At 68.7% G+C, this 19,263-nt stretch carries 13 protein-coding genes and 1 pseudogene; 10 read left to right on the top strand and 4 right to left on the bottom strand.

Annotation, left to right across the window (positions count from 1 at the left end):
- The first annotated feature begins 50 nt into the window (after positions 1-50).
- The 5 genes from ACFOYW_RS09370 (at position 51) to ACFOYW_RS09350 (ending at position 9,574) form a co-directional block, all read left to right on the top strand.
- Complete coding sequence (locus tag ACFOYW_RS09370) at positions 51-2,210, top strand: prolyl oligopeptidase family serine peptidase (protein ID WP_390228665.1); 2,160 nt, start codon at positions 51-53, stop codon at positions 2,208-2,210.
- Between the two features lie 159 nt (positions 2,211-2,369).
- Positions 2,370-3,176: a GntR family transcriptional regulator gene (locus tag ACFOYW_RS09365; RefSeq protein ID WP_390228664.1), complete on the top strand. Its 807-nt coding sequence runs from the start codon at positions 2,370-2,372 to the stop codon at positions 3,174-3,176.
- Between the two features lie 69 nt (positions 3,177-3,245).
- The gene (locus ACFOYW_RS09360) at positions 3,246-4,169 is read left to right on the top strand and encodes an L-threonylcarbamoyladenylate synthase (RefSeq protein WP_390228663.1); all 924 of its coding nucleotides are present in this window, start codon (positions 3,246-3,248) and stop codon (positions 4,167-4,169) included.
- A gap of 194 nt (positions 4,170-4,363) precedes the next feature.
- Positions 4,364-6,523 carry an alkaline phosphatase family protein gene (locus ACFOYW_RS09355; RefSeq protein WP_390228662.1) on the top strand — a complete coding sequence of 720 codons (2,160 nt, stop codon included), beginning with the start codon at positions 4,364-4,366 and terminating at the stop codon, positions 6,521-6,523.
- Between the two features lie 6 nt (positions 6,524-6,529).
- Entirely contained in the window at positions 6,530-9,574 is a 3,045-nt protein-coding gene (locus ACFOYW_RS09350; RefSeq protein WP_390228661.1) for an InlB B-repeat-containing protein, read from the top strand.
- A 50-nt stretch (positions 9,575-9,624) separates the two neighbouring features.
- On the opposite strand, the gene rfbA is transcribed toward ACFOYW_RS09350, so the two are convergent.
- Genes rfbA through rfbB form a run of 4 tightly spaced genes read right to left on the bottom strand, consistent with a single transcriptional unit; the run spans position 9,625 to position 14,313 of the window.
- Positions 9,625-10,497 (bottom strand): glucose-1-phosphate thymidylyltransferase RfbA, encoded by an 873-nt coding sequence (gene rfbA / locus ACFOYW_RS09345; RefSeq protein WP_390228660.1) that lies wholly within the window; start codon positions 10,495-10,497, stop codon positions 9,625-9,627.
- Between the two features lie 27 nt (positions 10,498-10,524).
- A complete protein-coding gene (locus ACFOYW_RS09340) occupies positions 10,525-11,838 on the bottom strand; it encodes a UDP-glucose dehydrogenase family protein (protein ID WP_390228659.1) in 1,314 nt (437 codons plus the stop codon).
- 19 nt (positions 11,839-11,857) lie between these two features.
- Complete coding sequence (locus ACFOYW_RS09335) at positions 11,858-13,270, bottom strand: sugar nucleotide-binding protein (RefSeq protein ID WP_390228658.1); 1,413 nt, start codon at positions 13,268-13,270, stop codon at positions 11,858-11,860.
- 44 nt (positions 13,271-13,314) lie between these two features.
- The gene (rfbB, locus tag ACFOYW_RS09330) at positions 13,315-14,313 is read right to left on the bottom strand and encodes a dTDP-glucose 4,6-dehydratase (protein WP_390228657.1); all 999 of its coding nucleotides are present in this window, start codon (positions 14,311-14,313) and stop codon (positions 13,315-13,317) included.
- Between the two features lie 82 nt (positions 14,314-14,395).
- Here rfbB and ACFOYW_RS09325 point away from each other — a divergent pair, with 82 nt between their 5' ends.
- The 5 genes and pseudogenes from ACFOYW_RS09325 to ACFOYW_RS09305 all read left to right on the top strand — a co-directional run.
- Positions 14,396-14,836: a hypothetical protein gene (locus ACFOYW_RS09325; protein ID WP_390228656.1), complete on the top strand. Its 441-nt coding sequence runs from the start codon at positions 14,396-14,398 to the stop codon at positions 14,834-14,836.
- 130 nt (positions 14,837-14,966) lie between these two features.
- Entirely contained in the window at positions 14,967-17,492 is a 2,526-nt protein-coding gene (locus ACFOYW_RS09320) for an ATP-dependent Clp protease ATP-binding subunit (RefSeq protein WP_390228655.1), read from the top strand.
- A gap of 333 nt (positions 17,493-17,825) precedes the next feature.
- Entirely contained in the window at positions 17,826-18,188 is a 363-nt protein-coding gene (locus ACFOYW_RS09315) for a hypothetical protein (RefSeq protein WP_390228654.1), read from the top strand.
- Complete coding sequence (locus ACFOYW_RS09310; RefSeq protein WP_390228653.1) at positions 18,185-18,673, top strand: hypothetical protein; 489 nt, start codon at positions 18,185-18,187, stop codon at positions 18,671-18,673. Before ACFOYW_RS09315 ends, ACFOYW_RS09310 begins: the two co-directional genes overlap by 4 nt.
- A gap of 1 nt (position 18,674) precedes the next feature.
- A pseudogene (locus ACFOYW_RS09305) lies at positions 18,675-19,205 on the top strand (peptidoglycan-binding protein); the annotation flags it as partial.
- Positions 19,206-19,263 lie beyond the last annotated feature (58 nt).

The following is a 19,263-nucleotide window of genomic DNA, read 5'->3' as shown; positions in this document are numbered from 1 at the left end:
GCCGACGGCGCGACAACTGCTCCGTTCTCGGCGCCCGGTAGCGTGACACCATGACGGATGCTTCACCCGAGACCCGGCGCGGTGACGTCGTCGAGCGCCTCCACGGGCACGAGATCGCGGACCCGTATCGCTGGCTGGAAGACCCCGACTCCGCCGAGACGCGGGACTGGGTCGCACGCCAGAACGCGCACACCGAGGCCGTGTTCGACGGCATCTCCGAGCGGGCGTGGTTCCGCGAGCTGATGACGCGCATCGTCACCCGCCCGAGCGCGGGAACGCCGTCGCGACACGGAGGCCGGTATTTCGTCAGCCGCAACGACGGTTCGCTGAACCAGAACCAGGTCGTCGTCGCCGACACCCTCGCCGAGCTGCTGGCGGGCGGCCGGGTCGTGCTCGACCCGAACCGGTGGTCGGCCGACGGCACGACGAGCCTCCGCGGGTTCACGGTGAGCCACGACGGCCGCTATCTCAGCTACAACGTGAGCGAAGGCGGGAGCGACTGGGTCGACCTCACGACCGTGGAGCTCGGGTCGCACGCATCCGTCATCGCCGACGGCGGCGAGCCCGCCCCGGTCGAGCCGCCCATTCAGACCAAGTTCGGGCACGCCGAGTGGCTGCCCGACGGGCGGTCGTTCCTCTACGAGGCCGTGCCGCACGAGGGCCGCGCCGTCGGTTCCCAGGCAGGGCACGTCAAGACGGGCCTGCTCAAGCTGCATCGCCTCGGGACGCCTGAGAGTTCCGACCCGACCCTGGTCGACATCAGCGGCGAGTACAAACAGGCCTTCGTCGGGGCCTCCGTCACGGCTGACCAGGGCCTCGTCGTCATGCCGCTCGGCAGCGGAACCGACCGCGAGAACCGGCTCTGGTTCGCGCGGATCGAGACGGATGCCTCGGGCGCCAGCGTCGTCGGCGAGCCGCTGCGCGTGTTCGATGCTCCCGACGCGTACTACGCCTACGTGCGCAACGACGGCGACCGGGTCGTCGTGCAGACCGACCTCGACGCCGACAACGGGCGCCTCGTGGCCTTCGACCTCAGCGCGTTCGAGCGCACGGGCGAGCTCGTGCTCGACGAGCTGGTGCCCGAGGCATCCGATTCTCTGCAGTTCGCCGCGGCGGCCGGCGACGAACTGGTCGTGTCTCGGCTCGTCGACGTGCAGCCCGAGCTGACCCGCTACGCGCTCGACGGCACCTTGCTCGGGCGCGTCGAGCTGCCCGGCGGCACGATCGTGGGCTGGTGGAGCGAGCAGGACTCCGCCGAGTGGTTCGTCGGTCTCTCGACCCCGACCGCGCCGACGCGCGCGTTCCGGGGCGTCGTGGGCACGGGGGTGCTCGAGCCCCTCGATGCGCTCGTGCCGGCCGCCGCCGCGGGTGAGCCGCTCGAGTTCCCGACCGTGCGGGTCGAGCGCGCACGAGCGACGAGCGCGGACGGCACGCGGGTGCCGTACTTCCTGATCACGCCCGAGGGGGCCCGCGAGGGCGCGGCGACGGATGCTCCCGCGCCGGTTCTGCTGTGGGGTTACGGCGGCTTCGACATTCCGGTCGAGGCGGGCTACCGGGCGCTGTTCGCGGGGTGGCTCGCCGCCGGGGGCGTGCTCGCGCTCGCCAACCTGCGCGGCGGTGGCGAGTTCGGTCGGGCATGGGCGGAAGCCGGAAAGCGCGATCACAAGCAGAACGTCTTCGACGACTTCATCGCCGTCGCCGACCACCTGGTCGCGACCGGCGTGACGACGCACGAGCAGCTGGCGATCCACGGCCGCAGCAACGGCGGCCTGCTCATCGGCGCGGCGCTCACGCAACGCCCCGGCCTCGCGGCGGCCGCGATCCCGGGTGTCGGAGTGCTCGACCTGCTGCGCTTCCACAGATTCACCGCGGGTGCGGCCTGGACGAGCGACTACGGCGACCCCGACGATCCGCACGACTTCGAGGTCGAGCTCGCCTACTCGCCGTTGCACAACGTTCGGCCGGTGGCGTACCCACCGACGCTGATTCTGACCGGCGACCACGACGACCGGGTGGTTCCGGCGCACAGCCACAAGTTCACGGCGACGCTGCAGGCGGCTCAGCAGGCATCCGTCGATCGCGCGCCGATCGTCGCCCGGATCGAGACGCAGGCCGGTCACGGAGCGGGCAAGCCGCTCGCGATGGTCGCGGCCGAGGCGGCTGACGTGCTGGCCTTCGCCGCCCACTTCACCGGTCTGCGGGTCGGCTGACCGTGCTCGCGAGCCGGGGGCCGCAGGTGTACGGCGACTGCCCGGCGGGCAAACATCAGGTGAGCGTGCACAGACGAGTGCAGGTCGTGTCGAATAATCGGAAGGCGCCCGTGCGGCTTCGCGACGGCGATTTCCGAACCACCTGATTCAGCTCGACGGATGCCTGTGAACCAATTGCCCGGCAGCGGATTGCTGGAAGAAGCAGATCTCGCGGACGCAGGCGCATCGCCCGCCCACCCTCGCTATTACGCCATCGCGACCGAGTTGCAGCGCGAGATCGCCACCGGTGCGTTCGCGCTGGGGTCGGTGCTGCCGGCCGAGCATCGCCTGGCGGCGCGCTTCGGTGTCTCGCGTGACACGGTCCGCAAGGCGCTCGAGCGGCTGCAGCAGCGCGGGGTCGTCGTCTCGCGCCATGGGGTCGGATGGCTGGTGCAGTCGTCACTGCACACCCAGCCGTTCTCCGTGCTGCGGTCGTTCGCACAGTGGGCGCAGAACCGCGGACTCACGCCGGGCGGCCGGCGCGTGTCTCAGGAGCGGGGGTTCGCGACGCTCGACGAGGCGCGCACGCTGCACCTCGCACGCGGGGCCGCGGTGCTGCGCGTGACGCGGGTGCGCACGCTCGACGACCGGCCCGTGATGCTCGAGCGCACGACGTACGCGCCATGGGTGGCCGCGGTCGTGGAGTCTCTGCCCGCTGATGTGCCGTCGGTCGTGGCCGCCATGGAGCAGGCCGGCATCATGATGGTCTTCGGTCAGCACCACATCGACGCGGTCCCCGCCTCGAGCGACGACGCGCGGCTCTTGGCGATCCGCCGGTCGAGCCCGCTGCTGCGCGTGCGTCGCGAGACCTACGGCCACGACGGCAAGGCGATCGAGCACGGCGAGGATCGATATCTGCCGGGCACGATCCAGTTCGAGGTCGACTCGTCGGCGGCGAACGCGACCGTCGGCCAGCAGCTGCTGTGACGCTCGTGGTGGGGCAGTGTTCGGGAAAAGCCGCGGGCCCGGCCCGGTGGAGAGACAGGTGAGGGACTGATGGTGACCGTGTACGACTGCGACGACCCCGAGCAGCGCGACGAGGGCATGCGGCTCGCACGCGAGGCGCTCGAGCGCGGGGACGTGGTCGTGATCCCGACGGACACGGTGTACGGCGTCGCGGTCGACGCGTTCAACCCTGCCGCCGTGCAGCGGCTGCAGGACGCCAAGGGGCGCGGCGGCCGGAAGACGCCGCCCGCCGTTCTGGTGCCGGATGCGGTGACGATCAACCGGCTCGCGATGCGGGTGCCGGGTGCCGTGCATCAGCTGACGCCGCGGTTCTGGCCGGGCGGTCTCACCATCGTCCTGCAGGCGCAGAGCACGCTCGAATGGGACCTCGGCGACACCGAGGGCACCGTCGCAATACGGATGCCTCGCAACGACGTCGCTCTCGAGCTGCTGCGTGAGGTCGGTCCCCTCGCGGTCTCGACCGCAAGCGTCGCGGGTCTGCCGCCGGCCACGACGGGCGCCGAGGCCGCCGCGATCTTCGGGGACGCCGTCGCCGTCGTCCTCGACGGCGGTGCGGGTGGCGGGGCGGAAGTCGCGGACGAGGCGGGTGCGGATCCGGACGCCGGTGTTGACGGCGACGCGGGTGCCGCCGCTGGCTCCGGCGATACCGCTGTGGCCGGGGCATCCGTCTCTGATGCCGGCGTTGCGCAGAAGTCGACGATCCTGGACGCGACCGTCGCGGTTGAGAGCGGCAAGTACCGGGTGCTGCGGCGTGGCGTTGTAACCGTCGAGCAGCTGCGCATCGCGCTGGGCGAGACCGCGGTCATCGACGTCGACCCGTCAGATGGTGGCACCCCGCCGGCGGTGGCTGAGCTGACTGAGCCGGCTGAGCTGGCCGAGCCGACTGCGCCGACCGAGCCGGACGCCGCCGAGGCGTCGGCGCCAGCTGCGCCGGTGACGTCGCCGGAGGCGTGATCGGGCGCCGCGCCCATCACTGTGCACAGTCGCCGGTGTGAATTGCGGCGCGTCGCGGGGGCCGCCACTCGTTGATCGATCGGTGTTCACCCGGCCGTCATCGAAAGTCGTTGGCATCGCCGAGGTGGCTGACCGGCCCGCTCGTGAACGGCGCGAGTGCCGCATGGCCGCCTTTGATGTGACGGGAGATCCCAATGACTAATGAGCCCGACGAGTCCGGTTCAGAAGCAACCCCCACCGAGGCCAGTGGCTCCAAGGGAGTCGGTCGCCGCACCTTCCTCATGGCGACCGGTGCCGCCGCGGGTGCCGCAGCAGTGGGCGCCGGTGTCGCAGCCGGCGCGAACGCAGCGGCGGCGGCGACGCCCGGCAAACCCGCGCACCCGGCGCACCCGGCGCCCCACCCCGAGCCGAAGCACCTCACCCGCTCGATGTCGGACCTGAAGCACGTCGTGATCCTGATGCAGGAGAACCGTTCGTTCGACCACTACTTCAGCACCATGCCCGGCGTGCGCGGCCTGAACGACAAGCAGGCGCTCACCTTCCAGGACGGCACGACGGTGTTCCAGCAGCGCGACGCAGCCGGTGCCGTGCACACGCCGCAGGTCGACGACTCCGCGTGGGGCACCGACCACTCCTTCACCACCATCGACGGCCGTCGCTGGGACTCATGGGTGAAGGAGAAGGGCGTCGAGGCGATGAACTACCACTCGCCGGGCTACATGTCCTTCTACTGGTCGGTCGCCTCGCAGTTCGGCATCGGCGACCAGTACTTCTGCTCGATCCTCGGACCGACCGACTGCAACCGGAAGTACCACTGGAGCGGTATGTCGAACGGTGAGGTCAACAACACCGACGAGGCCAACTACGACCGCGACTGGATCACCGTCGCCGAGCAGCTGCAGCAGGTCGGCATCGACTGGCGGATGTTCTCGGACAACCACGGCTCCGGAAACGGCGGCAAGGGCGCCTACCGCAGCGACTGGCTCGGCGACTACGGCGACAATGAGCTCACCTACTTCAAGGGCTTCAACCCCGCCGGTCTCGCCGCCGACGACCCGAAGCTCGCGCCGGGAACCGGTCTGATCTGGCGCGGCAACGCGCAGTACTACCTGCCCTCGCCGCCCGCGTCGGTCGTGCCCAACACCGACTCCGCGCAGAACCTCGAGTACGTCCTGCAGGACTTCATCGCCGCGTGCGCGCCCGACGCCGAGTACCCGCTGCCCACCGTCTCGTGGATCACCGCGCCGTACGGCTGGTGCGAGCACCCCGCCGCCGACTCGCAGCACGGCGAGCGCTACGTTGCCCGCATCCTCGAGGCGCTGCAGAGCAACCCCGAGATCTGGAACAGCACGCTCTTCCTCATCAACTACGACGAGAACGACGGCAAGTTCGACCACGTGCTCCCGCCGTACGCCGAGCCGGGTACGCCGGGCGAGTACACGAACCAGGCGGAGAAGATCAACGTCTCCAACATCGTCACGACCGGCGGTGAGCCGATCGGCCTGGGGCCGCGGGTTCCGCTCGTGATGGTCTCGCCGTGGACCCGCGGAGGCTGGGTCAACTCCGAGGTCTTCGACCACACCTCGATCGTCAAGTTCCTCGAGACGTACGCCGCGCACCTCGGCAAGCCCTTCACGTCCCCGAACATCAGCGCATGGCGACGCTCGATCGTCGGAGACCTGACGAGCGCGCTCGACTTCACGAACCCGCAGTTCGGCCCGGCGACGTTCCCGGACCCGGTCGCCGAGGTGCCCGTGACGATCGCCGCGGACCACATGAAGCACCGCGCGCTCCCGTTCCACGGGCACGCGACGGTCACGGAGAACCGCATCACCGGCAAGGTCACTGCCACGATGTCGGTCGAGGGCCCGCGCGGCAAGGCGCTCAGCTTCCAGGTGTTCCCCGACGCCCACCAGGCGTTCAGTAACACCCCGTTCACGGTCACGGCGGGCAGCGCCTCCAAGTCGTATGAGTGGGATGCCACGCAGACCGACGGGAAGTACGCCTTCTCGATCTACAGCAACGACGGCTTCGTCCGCTCGTTCGCGGGCCAGCTCGTTCCGGCCGACGAGAAGGATCTCGGCATCCCTCGCGTCGACGTCGACCTCGACAAGGGCGCGCACGCGCGGGTCGCGATCACCCTCCACAACGACGGCGCCGAGTCGCTGCGCTACACGCTCGCCGCGAACGACTTCACGGGCGGCACGAAGGTGTACGAGCTGCGCGGCGGCCAGCGCACCTCCGTCGAGTGGCCCACCGAAGACGGCTACTACGACGTCGTCATCACCGCCGACACCGGCACCGGCTGGAAGCAGCGCTACGCCGGCCGCATCGCCACCACGACGAAGGACTGACCGAGCATGCTGAAGAACATTCGCGCACGCGTCGCCGCGGCGACGCTCGCTGCGGCGACGACGGCCTTCGCGTTCCTCGTTGCGGTTCCCGCAGCGGGTGCGGCGGCCCAGGCGGCCCCGGTCGCCGAAGCCACGGCCTCCGCGACGGGCGCCAGCACGGCGACTCCGGTCATCGAAGCGGGCACGCCGATCAAGATCGACTTCTCCGCGCCGTCCAATGAGGTCAGCGCGACGAACTGGATCGGCTTCTATTACAACCAGACCCCCGGGGCCTCCTGCCCGTCGCCCTCGACGTACTGGCAGTACACCTCCACGGGCGGCACGAGCGAGCCGGCTGCGGGCACCGCGGCGCCCGCGAGCGGTACCCTCACCTTCCCGACCACGGGCTGGAAGGCGGGCAACTACGCGGTCTACCTCTGCTACAACGACGGCTACACCGCGGTCGGCTCGGCGATCACCGTCACCGTGCTGCCGGCTCCCGACGTGCTGAACACCGATTTCGCCTCCGGCGCGCCGGTGGATCACGCGCAGGGTCTCACCGCGACCACCTACGGCACGCCGACGATCGCGAACGACCCCGGCCTCGGGCAGGACGTCGCGACGTTCAACGGCTCGACCGACGCGTACCAGTACGACTTCTCGAGCCAGTACAGCAAGCTCGCGAGCGGGCTCACGCTTGACTGCGAGTTCCGCTGGAACGGCGCCGCGCTCTCGACGCTGTCGACGAGTGCGTATCCCTCGATCTGCTCGGGTGAGCAGAGCGGCGGGGTGAACATCGAGGTCTACAACGACAAGCTCAACGCGAGCATCGATGTCGGCGGCTACAAGTACGCGTACGCGGCAGCGGATGCCGTCCAGCCCGGCACCTGGTACGACGCCGTCGCCACGTGGGACGGCTCGACCCTGAGCCTGTACCTCAACGGCGCCCTCGTCGCCTCGACGCCGGCCTCGGGGAGCCTGACGCTCCCGGCATCCGTCTCACAGAAATGGACGCTCGGTGCCGATGTCAACGGCAGCGGCGGCATCGAGGCCACGGCCCCGGTCAGCCTCGCCCACTCGCGCATCTGGAGCACGCCGCTCAGCGCGACGCAGGTCGGCGACCTCTACGGCATGTCGGTCAACGGCGTCGACGTCACGACGAGCGGGCAGGGCACGGCGTCAGCGACGCCGGCGCAGGCGGCCGCGGGTGCGACCGTCACGCTGAGCGAGACGCCGGCCGACGGCTACCACTTCGCCGGCTGGACGGTCACGAGCCCGAGCGACGGCAGCGTCACCGTCGCAAGCGACGGCACGTTCACGATGCCGGCGCAGCCGGTCGCTCTCACGGCGACCTTCGCCGCAGACGGCTACACCGTGCACTTCGACGGCAACGGCGCGAGCGGCACGATGGCCGACGAGGCGTTCAGCTACGACCAGACGGCCGCGTTGACGCCGAATGCCTTCACCGAGTCCGGCGAACAGTTCGCGGGCTGGGCGACGAGCGCCGACGGCAACCCGGTCTACCAGGACGGAGCCCAGGTGTCTGAGCTCTCTGCCACGGATGGCGCGGTCGTCACCCTGTACGCGGTGTGGATTCCGGTCGGCGCCCACCTCGTCGACGTCACCTCGGCCGGGCATGGCACGGCGAGTGCCCCTGCGCACGGGGCGGTCGCCGGCAGCACCGTCAAGCTGACGGCGACGCCCGACACCGGCTACCACCTCACCGGGTGGAACGTCACGAGCCCGAGCGACGGCAGCGTCAAGGTCGCGAGCAATGGCACCTTCACGATGCCGGCTGCGAACGTCGCGGTCCAGGCCCAGTTCGCCGCGAACAGCTACACCGTGAAGTTCAACGGCAACGGCGCGACCGTCGGCTCGATGTCCGACATCACGCTCAGCTACGACACCCCGGCGACCCTGCCGACGGTCGGATTCGTCCGCGACGGCTACATGCTCTCCGGCTGGGCGACGAGCGCGACGGGTGCCGTCGCGTACGCTCCGGGCGCCAGCGTCGAGAACCTGACGGCCACCGAGAACGGCACCGTCACCCTCTACGCCGTGTGGGTCGTTCAGCAGGCTGCCGTCGGCAGCTGGCCGAGCCTCGACCCGGGCTTCGTGACCGACACCTTCAAGCTGCCTGCGGTGGCTGAGCGAGGTCAGGTCGACCAGCAGCTGCTCGGTCTCTGGAATGGTGCCAAGCCGACGATGTTCACCAAGGTGAGCGGTTCCACGTGGCTCAACGTGAACGCGTTCGGCGTCGTGACGGGCACCGTGCCCGCCAGTGCGCCGGGCACCGGCGCGACGATCACCGTGACCGCGACGAACGGCACGACCAGCTCGACGCTGCTCGTCGAGGTGCCCGTTCTCGGGCGGGGCGCCGCTCCGCAGGTCAAGGCCGCCACGTGGAACGCGTGGAACGATGGCGCGAACGTGACCGATGCGGTGGGCAAGAACCTCGCGGTGATCGCGGCGCGCGGCATCGACGAGATCGGATTCCAGAGCGGTGGTGCGGCGATGGCGACTCAGGTGGCCTCGGCGCTCGGCTGGAACGTGCGCTTCTCCGGCGACCTCGGCATCGTCTCGGCCTACCCGTTCACGAAGGCCACCGAGGTCGTGCCGACCAGCGCGGCGCCGGCCCTCGGTGCGACCGTCGACATCGCCGGCCAGAGCGTGCAGCTCTGGAGCGCTCATCTCGATGAGACGACGGCGACGGTTCGCGATGCGCAGGCTGCCGCGGTGAGCCGCGAGATCTCGAAGGATGCGTCGGCCAAGGCGCCGGCGATCCTGCTCGGCGACCTCGTCTCGTCCTCGGAGTCGAGCGTGTTCACCCGAGCCGGTCTGACCGACTCGTACCGCGCGGCCAACCGCAACGCGAGCACCGACCCCGGTGACACGCTGCTGTTCGCCACCCCGAGCGACCGGGTCGACTACGTCGACTACACGCCGTCTCGCGACCTGTCGCTGGTGGACTCGGACACGCTGTCCCTCGGGTGGCCGTCGGCGACCACGCCGGCCGGCAACTCGTGGGCGAGCAACCACCGTGCGGTGGTGAGCACCTTCACGATCGGCTAGGCGGCACTCGCTGCCAGGGAACTCCGGCCGCCGCTAGCGCACCCGTAGCGCTAGCGGCGGGCGGTGTCTACCAGGCGCTGCATGTACTGGCCGTACCCGCTCTTGAGCAGCGGGTGAGCGAGTTCCTCGAGCTGGTCGATCGTGATCCAGCCGGCTCGCCAGGCGATCTCCTCGATGCATCCGACCTTGAAGCCCTGGCGGTCCTCGATGACCTTCACGTACTCGGAGGCCTGCATCATCGACTCGAAGGTGCCCGTGTCGAGCCACGCGGTGCCGCGGCGCAGCACCTGCACCTGCAGCTTCCCGGCCTCGAGATACCGCTCGTTGACCGTCGAGATCTCGAGCTCGCCGCGCGCGCTCGGCTCGATGGTCTTCGCGATCTCGACGACCGAGTTGTCGTAGAAGTACAGGCCGGGGACGACGTAGTTGGACTTCGGCTCTGCGGGCTTCTCTTCGATGGAGAGCGCCTTGAAGTCCTCGTCGAACTCGACGACGCCGTAGCGGCGGGGGTCGCTGACCTCGTAAGCGAAGATCAGGCCGCCGTCGACGTGGGCGTGCTGGCGCAGTGATGAGCCGAGGCCTGCACCGTGGAAGATGTTGTCGCCGAGCACGAGCGCGACGGACTCGTCGCCGATGAACTCCTCGCCGATGATGAAGGCCTGCGCGAGCCCGTCGGGCGAGGGCTGCACGGCGTAGTCGATGCGGATGCCGAGCTGAGAGCCGTCGCCGAGCAGGGCGCGGAACTGATCGTTGTACTCGGGGGTGGTGATGATCAGGATCTCGTCAATGCCCGCCATCATCAGCGTCGAGAGGGGGTAATAGACCATCGGCTTGTCGTAGATCGGCATCAGCTGCTTCGAGATGCCCTTGGTGATCGGCCAGAGGCGCGAGCCTGAGCCGCCGGCGAGGATGATTCCGCGCATAGGTCTTCGGTGTTCCTTCGCTTGGGGTTAGGGGCGGCCGAGGGCGCGGTAGCGCCAGCCGGCGGCGCGCCAGGTGTCGGGGTCGAGGCAGTTGCGGCCGTCGAGGATGCGCTTGTCGGCGACGATCTGACCGAACTCGGCGGGGTCGAGGTCGCGGAACTCGCGCCATTCGGTGAGGATCACGACGGCGTCGGCGTCGCGGGCGGCGTCGGCGGCGGATTCGGCGAAGTCCAGCTCGGGGTGCAGCCGTCGCGCGTTCTCGACCGCCTGCGGGTCGAAGGCGACGACGCGAGCGCCCTGGGCGCGCAGCTGGGAGGCGACGTCGAGGGAGGGCGAGTCGCGCACGTCGTCGGACTCGGGCTTGAACGCGAGGCCGAGCACGGCGACCTTCTTGCCGAGCAGGGATCCGTCGAGCAGTTCGCGGGTCAAGTCGACCGCGCGGACCCGGCGGCGCATGTTGATCTGGTCGACCTCGCGCAGGAAGGTGAGCGCCTGGTCGGCGCCGAGCTCGCCCGCGCGAGCCTGGAACGCGCGGATGTCCTTGGGCAGGCATCCGCCGCCGAAGCCGAGGCCTGCGTTGAGGAACTTCCGGCCGATGCGGGCGTCGTAGCCGATCGCGTCGGCGATCTTGGTCACATCGGCGCCTGTGACGTCGGCGATCTCGGCGATCGCGTTGATGAAAGAGATCTTCGTGGCGAGGAACGCGTTGGCGGAGACCTTCACGAGCTCCGCGGTCTCGTACCCGGTGACCACGAGCGGGGTGTCGTTGCCGAGCGCGACCGTGTAGATCTCGTCGAGCGTCGTCTTCGCGTGGTCGGCCGCATCGCCGTCGGGCAGGCCGTAGACGAGCCGGTCGGGACGCAGCGTGTCCTGCACGGCGAAGCCCTCGCGCAGGAACTCCGGGTTCCAGGCCAGCGCGGCCTCGGGCTGCACGCCGGCGATGATGCCGGCGAGGCGCCGGGCGGTGCCGACCGGGACCGTGGATTTCCCGATGACGACCGAACCGGGCGCGAGGTGCGGGGCCAGCGACGTGACCGCGGCGTCGACGTACGTCAGGTCGGCGGCGTGCTCGCCCTTCTTCTGCGGCGTGCCGACGGCGATGAAGTGCGCGTCGTAGCCGGCGGCGCGGCTGATGTCGGTGGTGAAGCTGAGCCGCCCGGTCGCGCTCGCCGACGTCAGCAGCTCGGGCAGGCCCGGCTCGTAGAAGGGGGCGCGCCCGGCTGAGAGCAGCTCGATCTTCGCCGCGTCCACGTCGATGCCGAGCACCTCGTGCCCGAGCTCCGCCATGCACGCCGCATGCACCGCACCCAGATAGCCGCAGCCAATGACAGTGATACGCACCTGATGACTCCCTAGTTCGTCAGCTCGTCGCGAGGGGGTTGGCCGTGAGATACGCCTCGAGCGCGGCGAAGTGGTCGCGCGGCGCGAAGCCCGTCGCCTCGATCTTGTCGAGCGGCAGCACGCTGTTCAGGGGCCGCGGCGACGCCTGCTTGCCCGCGAAGTACTCGGCTGTGCTCACGCCGGTGACGGCGTTCGCGTCGTGGCCGGTCAATTCGAAGACCCGCTTGGCGATCGCGGCCCAGCTCGTGGGCTCGCCGGAGCCGGTCAGGTTGTACACACCGAACGGCGCGCCCCCCTCGACGAGATGACGGATGCCTCGAGCGATGTCGCCGGTGAAGCTGAGCCGACCGACCTGATCGTCGACGACGCTCGGCGCGACGCCGCGTTCGGCGAGGGATGCCATGGTGCGGACGAAGTTGTTCCCGTCGCCGATGACCCAGCTGGTGCGCACGATGTAGTGCCGCGGCACCGTCTCGACGATCGCGTCGCCCGCGGCCTTCGTCTGCCCGTACACGCCGAGGGGGCTCGGCGCCTCGTCCTCGGGGTGGCCGTCTGCCGTGCCGTCGAAGACGTAGTCGGTCGAGACCTGAACCAACGTGATGCCCGCCGTCGTGGCGACGCGCGCGAGCGTGGCGAGCGCCGAGACGTTCGCCGCCCAGGCCTCGCGGCGCCCGGCATCCGTCTCTGCGAGATCCACCTTCGTATAGGCGGCCGCGTTCACGATCACGCCGTAGTCGCGCCACGCGCGGGCGCCCGGGAAATCGGGCGACGTGATGTCGAGCTCGGCACGGTCGGCGAACTCGGCCTCGGGCCACACTTCGCGCAGGGCGCGGCCGAGCTGGCCGTTGGCGCCGAGCACCAGCGTCTTCCGGGGCGCCATCGGCGCGACCTCGGCGAGACGCGGGTGAGTCCTGTCCTTCTCGCTCAGCACCGCCTGCTCGAGTGGGATCGGCCATGCGATCGCGGCGGTCTCATCGCCTAGGTTGAGGAAGGTGTACTTGGCGCCGGCGTCGGGCGACCAGTGGTCGTTGACGAGGTACGAGTAGACCGTGTCAGGCTCGAGCGTCTGGTACGAGTTGCCGACGCCGCGCGGCACGAAGACGGCGACCGACGGGTCGATCTCGACCGTGAAGACGCTGCCGAACGAGGGACCCTCGCGCAGGTCGACCCACGCCCCGAAGACCTTGCCGTGCACGACCGATACGAGCTTGTCCCACGGCTCGGCATGGATGCCGCGGGTCGTGCCCACCTCGTCGTTGAACGAGACGTTGTTCTGCACCGGCCCGAAGTCGGGCAGCCCGATCGGCAGCATCTTCTCGCGCTGCCAGTTCTCCTTGAACCAGCCCCGGTGATCGCCGCGCAGGTCGAGCTCGATGACGAACAGACCGGGAATCGGGCTTTCACGCAGGGCGGGGCGCTGGGAGTCGCTCATCAGTCGGGAGTCTAGCGGGGCGTCGTGACGCTTCCGAGGAGCCGCTACTGGCCCTGGGCCACGTACTTGGCCTCGGTGGTGGCCTTGTCGCCCGCCCACCACGCGGCGTTGTTCCGGTACCAGTCGATGGTGTCGGCGAGGCCGGCTTCGAAGTCCTGGTACTTGGGCGCCCAGCCGAGCTCGGTGCGCAGCTTGGTCGAGTCGATCGCGTAGCGGAGGTCGTGGCCGGGGCGGTCGACGACGTGGTCGTAGGCGTCGGTGGGCTGGCCGGCGAGCTTCAGGATGAGCTCGACGACGGACTTGTTGTCCTTCTCACCGTCGGCGCCGATCAGGTAGGTCTCGCCGATGCGGCCCTTCTCGACGATCGTGAGAACGGCGCTCGAGTGGTCGTTGGCGTGGATCCAGTCGCGCACGTTGAGACCGGCGCCGTAGAGCTTGGGGCGCTGGCCGGTCAGCACGTTGGTGATCTGCCGGGGGATGAACTTCTCGACGTGCTGGTACGGCCCGTAGTTGTTGGAGCAGTTCGAGATCGTCGCCTTGACGCCGAAGCTGCGCACCCAGGCGCGCACGAGCAGGTCGCTGCCGGCCTTGGTGCTCGAGTACGGGCTCGACGGGTTGTAGGGGGTCTGCTCGGTGAAGCGGTGCGGGTCGTCGAGCTCGAGGTCGCCATAGACCTCGTCGGTGGAGATGTGGTGATAGCGCACGTCGTGCTTGCGCACAGCCTCGAGCAGAGTGAAGGTGCCGATGAGGTTCGTGTCGATGAACGGGCGCGGGTCGTGCAGGGAGTTGTCGTTGTGGCTCTCGGCCGCGTAGTGCACGACGAGATCGGATGCCTCGACCAGCGGATCGACGGCGGCGGCGTCGGCGATGTCGGCCTTGACGAAGCTGAAGCGGTCCTCGGGCAGCCCCTCGAGGCTCTTGAGATTGCCGGCGTAGGTGAGCTTGTCGAGCACGGTGACGTGGTCGTCGGTGTTCTCGATCAGGTAGTGGACGAAGTTCGAGCCGATGAAGCCGGCGCCACCGGTGACGAGAACTCTGCGCATGGGCAAAAGGCTATCGGAGGCCATTGCGAGGGTGCTGCGTCGCTGGGCGGCATGCTCGGCTCGCGCCTTTAGGATGCTTCGCATGCGCGCCCTGCACACCCGCCTGCTCCCGTCTGCCGTGGCCGTCGCGGCCGTGGCGATGCTGCTCGCAGGGTGCTCGGCGCAGTCATCCGTCTCGTCCACCCCGATGTCCACCTACTCGGGCGAGCCGAAGGGCGTGGAAGCGCCCGCGTCGAGCGCGGGCGGGGCGCCATGGGCGGTCTGGCTGAAGTCCGACGGCAGCGAGTTCGCCGTCACCCTCTACGGGTCGGCGAAGTGCCCGCCATATGCCACCGGGTACAAGGTGACCGCGCCCGACGAGATCACGATGAAGCTCGCGCCCACGCCGAGCGGCTGCCCCGAGGGCTATTCGCCGTTCACCACCGTCTTCCAACGCCCGCGCAATCTCGACCCCAAGGTGACCATTCAGTTCACCGCGCAGGAGACGCACTTCTACCTCGCGCCGCCCTCGAAGAAGAAGTAGTCCGCTCGCGCGCCGCTCATGGCGGCCGATTCTCGGATCACGCCTGGGGCGAACAGGGGCATCTTCCGCGAGAACCGCTGGTTACCCTCGATGTATCACGGCTGCCAGCCCAGTCGTGGAGAGGTGACTAATGTTCGAGAGGTTCACGGACCGGGCCCGCCGGGTCGTCGTCTTGGCTCAAGAAGAGGCCAAGATGCTCAACCACAACTACATCGGGACCGAGCACATTCTGCTCGGCCTGATCCACGAGGGTGAGGGCGTTGCTGCGAAGGCCCTCGAGTCCCTCGGCATTTCTCTGGACGCCGTGCGCGAGCAGGTGCAGGACATCATCGGCCAGGGGCAGCAGCAGCCGACCGGCCACATTCCCTTCACCCCGCGTGCGAAGAAGGTGCTTGAGCTGTCGTTGCGCGAAGCGCTGCAGCTCGGCCACAACTACATCGGCACTGAGCACATCCTGCTCGGCCTCATCCGTGAGGGTGAGGGTGTCGCGGCGCAGGTCCTCGTCAAGCTCGGCGCCGACCTCAACCGCGTGCGCCAGCAGGTCATCCAGCTGCTGTCCGGCTACCAGGGCAAGGAGCAGGTGCAGGTCGGGGCGAACGAGCAGCAGCAGCCCCAGGCCGGAAGCCAGATCCTCGACCAGTTCGGCCGGAACCTGACGCAGGCCGCCCGCGAGGGCAAGCTCGACCCGGTGATCGGGCGCGAGAAAGAGATCGAGCGCGTGATGCAGATCCTGTCGCGCCGCTCCAAGAACAACCCCGTGCTGATCGGTGAGCCGGGCGTCGGCAAGACGGCTGTCGTCGAGGGGCTCGCCCAGGCGATCGTGCGCGGCGACGTGCCCGAGACGCTGAAGGACAAGCAGCTCTACACGCTCGACCTCGGGTCGCTCATCGCCGGCAGCCGCTACCGCGGAGACTTCGAAGAGCGCCTGAAGAAGGTGACGAAGGAGATCCGCACCCGCGGCGACATCATCACCTTCATCGACGAGATCCACACCCTCGTCGGTGCGGGCGCAGCCGAGGGCGCGATCGACGCCGCCAGCATCCTCAAGCCGCTGCTCGCGCGCGGCGAGCTGCAGACGATCGGTGCGACGACCCTCGACGAGTACCGCAAGCACTTCGAGAAGGACGCGGCGCTCGAGCGCCGCTTCCAGCCGATCCAGGTCGCTGAGCCGTCGCTGCCCCACGCGATCAACATCCTCAAGGGGCTGCGCGACCGCTACGAGGCGCACCACAAGGTGTCCATCACCGATGGTGCGATCGTCGCCGCGGCGAACCTCAGCGACCGCTACATCAGCGACCGCTTCCTGCCCGACAAGGCGATCGACCTGATCGACGAGGCCGGTGCGCGTCTGCGCCTCTCGATCCTCTCGGCGCCGCCCGAGCTGCGCGAGTTCGACGAGAAGATCGCCGGCGTGCGCGAGAAGAAGGAAGCGGCGATCGAAGAGCAGGACTTCGAGAAGGCCGCGGCTCTGCGCGACGAGGAGAAGAACCTGCTCGGCGAGCGGCTGCGCCTTGAGAAGCAGTGGAAGTCCGGCGACGTGAAGACCACCGCCGAGGTCGACGAGGGTCTGATCGCCGAGGTGCTGGCCCAGGCCACAGGAATCCCGGTGTTCAAGCTCACGGAAGAGGAGTCCAGCCGGCTCGTCTTCATGGAGAAGGCGCTGCACGAGCGCGTCATCGGTCAGGAAGAGGCCATCTCGGCCCTCGCCAAGACGATCCGCCGCACGCGTGCCGGCCTGAAGGACCCCCACCGTCCGTCCGGCTCGTTCATCTTCGCCGGCCCCACGGGTGTCGGTAAGACCGAGCTCGCCAAGGCGCTCGCCGAGTTCCTGTTCGACGACGAGTCGGCGATGATCTCGCTCGACATGTCGGAGTACGGCGAGAAGCACACGGTTTCGCGGCTGTTCGGTGCCCCTCCGGGGTTCGTCGGCTTCGAAGAGGGCGGCCAGCTCACCGAGAAGGTGCGCCGCAAGCCGTTCTCGGTCGTGCTCTTCGACGAGATCGAGAAGGCGCACCCCGACATCTTCAACTCGCTGCTGCAGATTCTTGAAGAGGGCCGCCTGACCGATGGTCAGGGTCGCGTCGTCGACTTCAAGAATACGGTCATCATCATGACGACCAACCTCGGCACCGCAGCGATCTCTGGTGGACCCGTCGGCTTCCAGGCCGAGGGCGAGCAGGGCGCGTCGAGCGGGTACGACCGCATGCGCGGCAAGGTGATGGAAGAGCTGAAGAAGAACTTCAAGCCCGAGTTCCTGAACCGCGTCGACGACATCATCGTGTTCCCGCAGCTGAACAAGGACGAGCTTCGTCAGATCGTCGATCTGTTCATCAAGCGACTCGGCGCTCGCATGCTCGATCGCGACCTCACGGTCGAGATCAACGACGCCGCGAAGGACCGCCTCATCGAGATCGGCTTCGACCCGTCGCTCGGCGCCCGGCCGCTGCGCCGCGCCGTGCAGCGTGAGGTCGAGGATCGGCTCTCCGAGAAGATCCTCGCGGGCGAGCTCAACGCGGGCGACCACGTGTCGGTCGGTTTCGAGGGCGGCGAGTTCACCTTCGGCATCGCAGCCCGTGGCGAGAAGGTCGGCAGCATCGCTTCCGGCTCGCACGCCGCAGGCAGCGCGACGCCCGACCTGGCGATCACGTCGGACTAGCGTCCACACGCGACGAGGGGCCTCTTCCGTTTGGGAGGGGCCCCTCGTCGTGCTCCCCACGTGCGGTCGCGCGGTGGACGCGATGGGCGGCTCGCGCGGCGCTGCGCGGATCCGCGTTCGCTGTGCGGACGCGACGCGCAGGCGGCGGATCCGAGCCGCACACGCTGCGGCAGTCCGATCGTTGCCGTCGGCCGGTCGGCGGCCAGGCGGATTTGTCGCGACCATGTCGGGACCGAAGTGGGCTAGCTTCTTCCCCAAGGAGCGGCGCTTGCCGCGATCCTTTCCAACGATGATCCGTCGCGGGATCGGTCCTGCCGGCGGACGGGGAGTCAAATGTTCGCTAAAAAAGCACTCGCGACGTTGAGCGTTGCGCTCACAATCGTTGCCGGAGGCGTGTTCTTCGCTGCGCCGGCGCACGCACTGGGGACGAAGAACGGTAAGTGCACGTACTACGACTCGTTCGTCGGCACGAGCACGCGACGGGGCAACAGCTCGACTGCGGGCCAGAAGAGTCTCTGCGGGGACGTCAAGGTGCGGGTCAAGTACACGGTCACCGGTGGTTCCGCGATCTGGAGTCCGTGGAGGCAGGCCAGCGGCATGGTGGTTCAGGGCGGCGTCGGATATGACGTCTTCCAGGGGCAGCACACCGTCACTAAGCCAGCTGTTGCAGCTCACCCCAGCGACATCATCACGTGATTCGGGCGCTGTCCATCGCCATGGCGCCGATTGTTGCTGCGCTGCTTTGCAGCTGCAGCGGGACGGTGGTCGGGCCGTCCCACTCGCCCTCCGCGGCGGCGATCTCGCAGCAACAGCGGAGCGCACTGCGCGACGGGATCGTGACCTGGGACGAGTACAAGACTGGTTTCGACGCGTACCAAGCCTGCTTGGCCAAAGCTGGGTATCGGTTGGCCACCCCGCATGTCGACGAGTACCAGCTCATGGATTTCGGCATTCCAGATGCCGCAGTTCGATCAGGCGTCGACAAGAAGTGTTACCAGTTCCATTGGGCGCAGCTCGATGGGGCCTGGCAGATGGCGCATCAGGACTCGTCAGAGTCCGCGAAGATCATCGCGGCGTGCCTGGAGGCACGGGGCGTGACGCCCGCGGAGAAGTACTCCGACAACGTGAATCTGATGCAGAAGCACAACATTGACGTATCGCAGTGCCCCCCGGGCGGTTGACATGCTGGGACGCCAACATGACAGCACACACTCCCGTCACGCGCCCGGTGTGACGGGCGCCGTGGCGTTGATCGTATTGTGGTGCCTTCCTCTGGGCCTGCTCGGCGGCTCGTTATACGGCGCGAAAGCTGAGCAACATCGGTCAACCGCCGGGCCTGTGCCTTCGCATGTTGTCGTCGGCAGCCGTGATTCCGCCGCACGGCAGGCCATCGCTATCACTGTCCGGACCGGGCTGCCGCCTGAGGTCTTCGGTCAAGCATCCGGCACCATTACCTCGGTAGACGTGCATGTAGGCGACACGGTCTCCATGGGACAGCAGCTGCTGGGCCTCAACGAACAACCGGTGCTGGCGCTCGTCGGGCAGACGCCGCTATATCGCGGTCTGCGGCTTGGCGACAGCGGGCTCGACGTCCTTGCGCTCGGGAAGGTGTTGGCCTCCGCGGGATATCTAGACGAAGGAGTGGTCGGGCAGCGGTTCGGGGCGGAGATGGACGACGCAGTGCGGAAGTTTCAGGCGAAGTCGGGGGCGGTGGCTGATGGCGTGTTTGCGCCGAGCAGCGTCATTTACGTGCCCGACGGTTTCGGGGCTG

The organism is Gryllotalpicola reticulitermitis (assembly GCF_042651345.1).
Lineage (GTDB): Bacteria > Actinomycetota > Actinomycetes > Actinomycetales > Microbacteriaceae > Gryllotalpicola > Gryllotalpicola reticulitermitis.
Note: the sequence above shows the minus strand (reverse complement) of the source record. Positions and strands in the feature narration are given on the sequence as shown.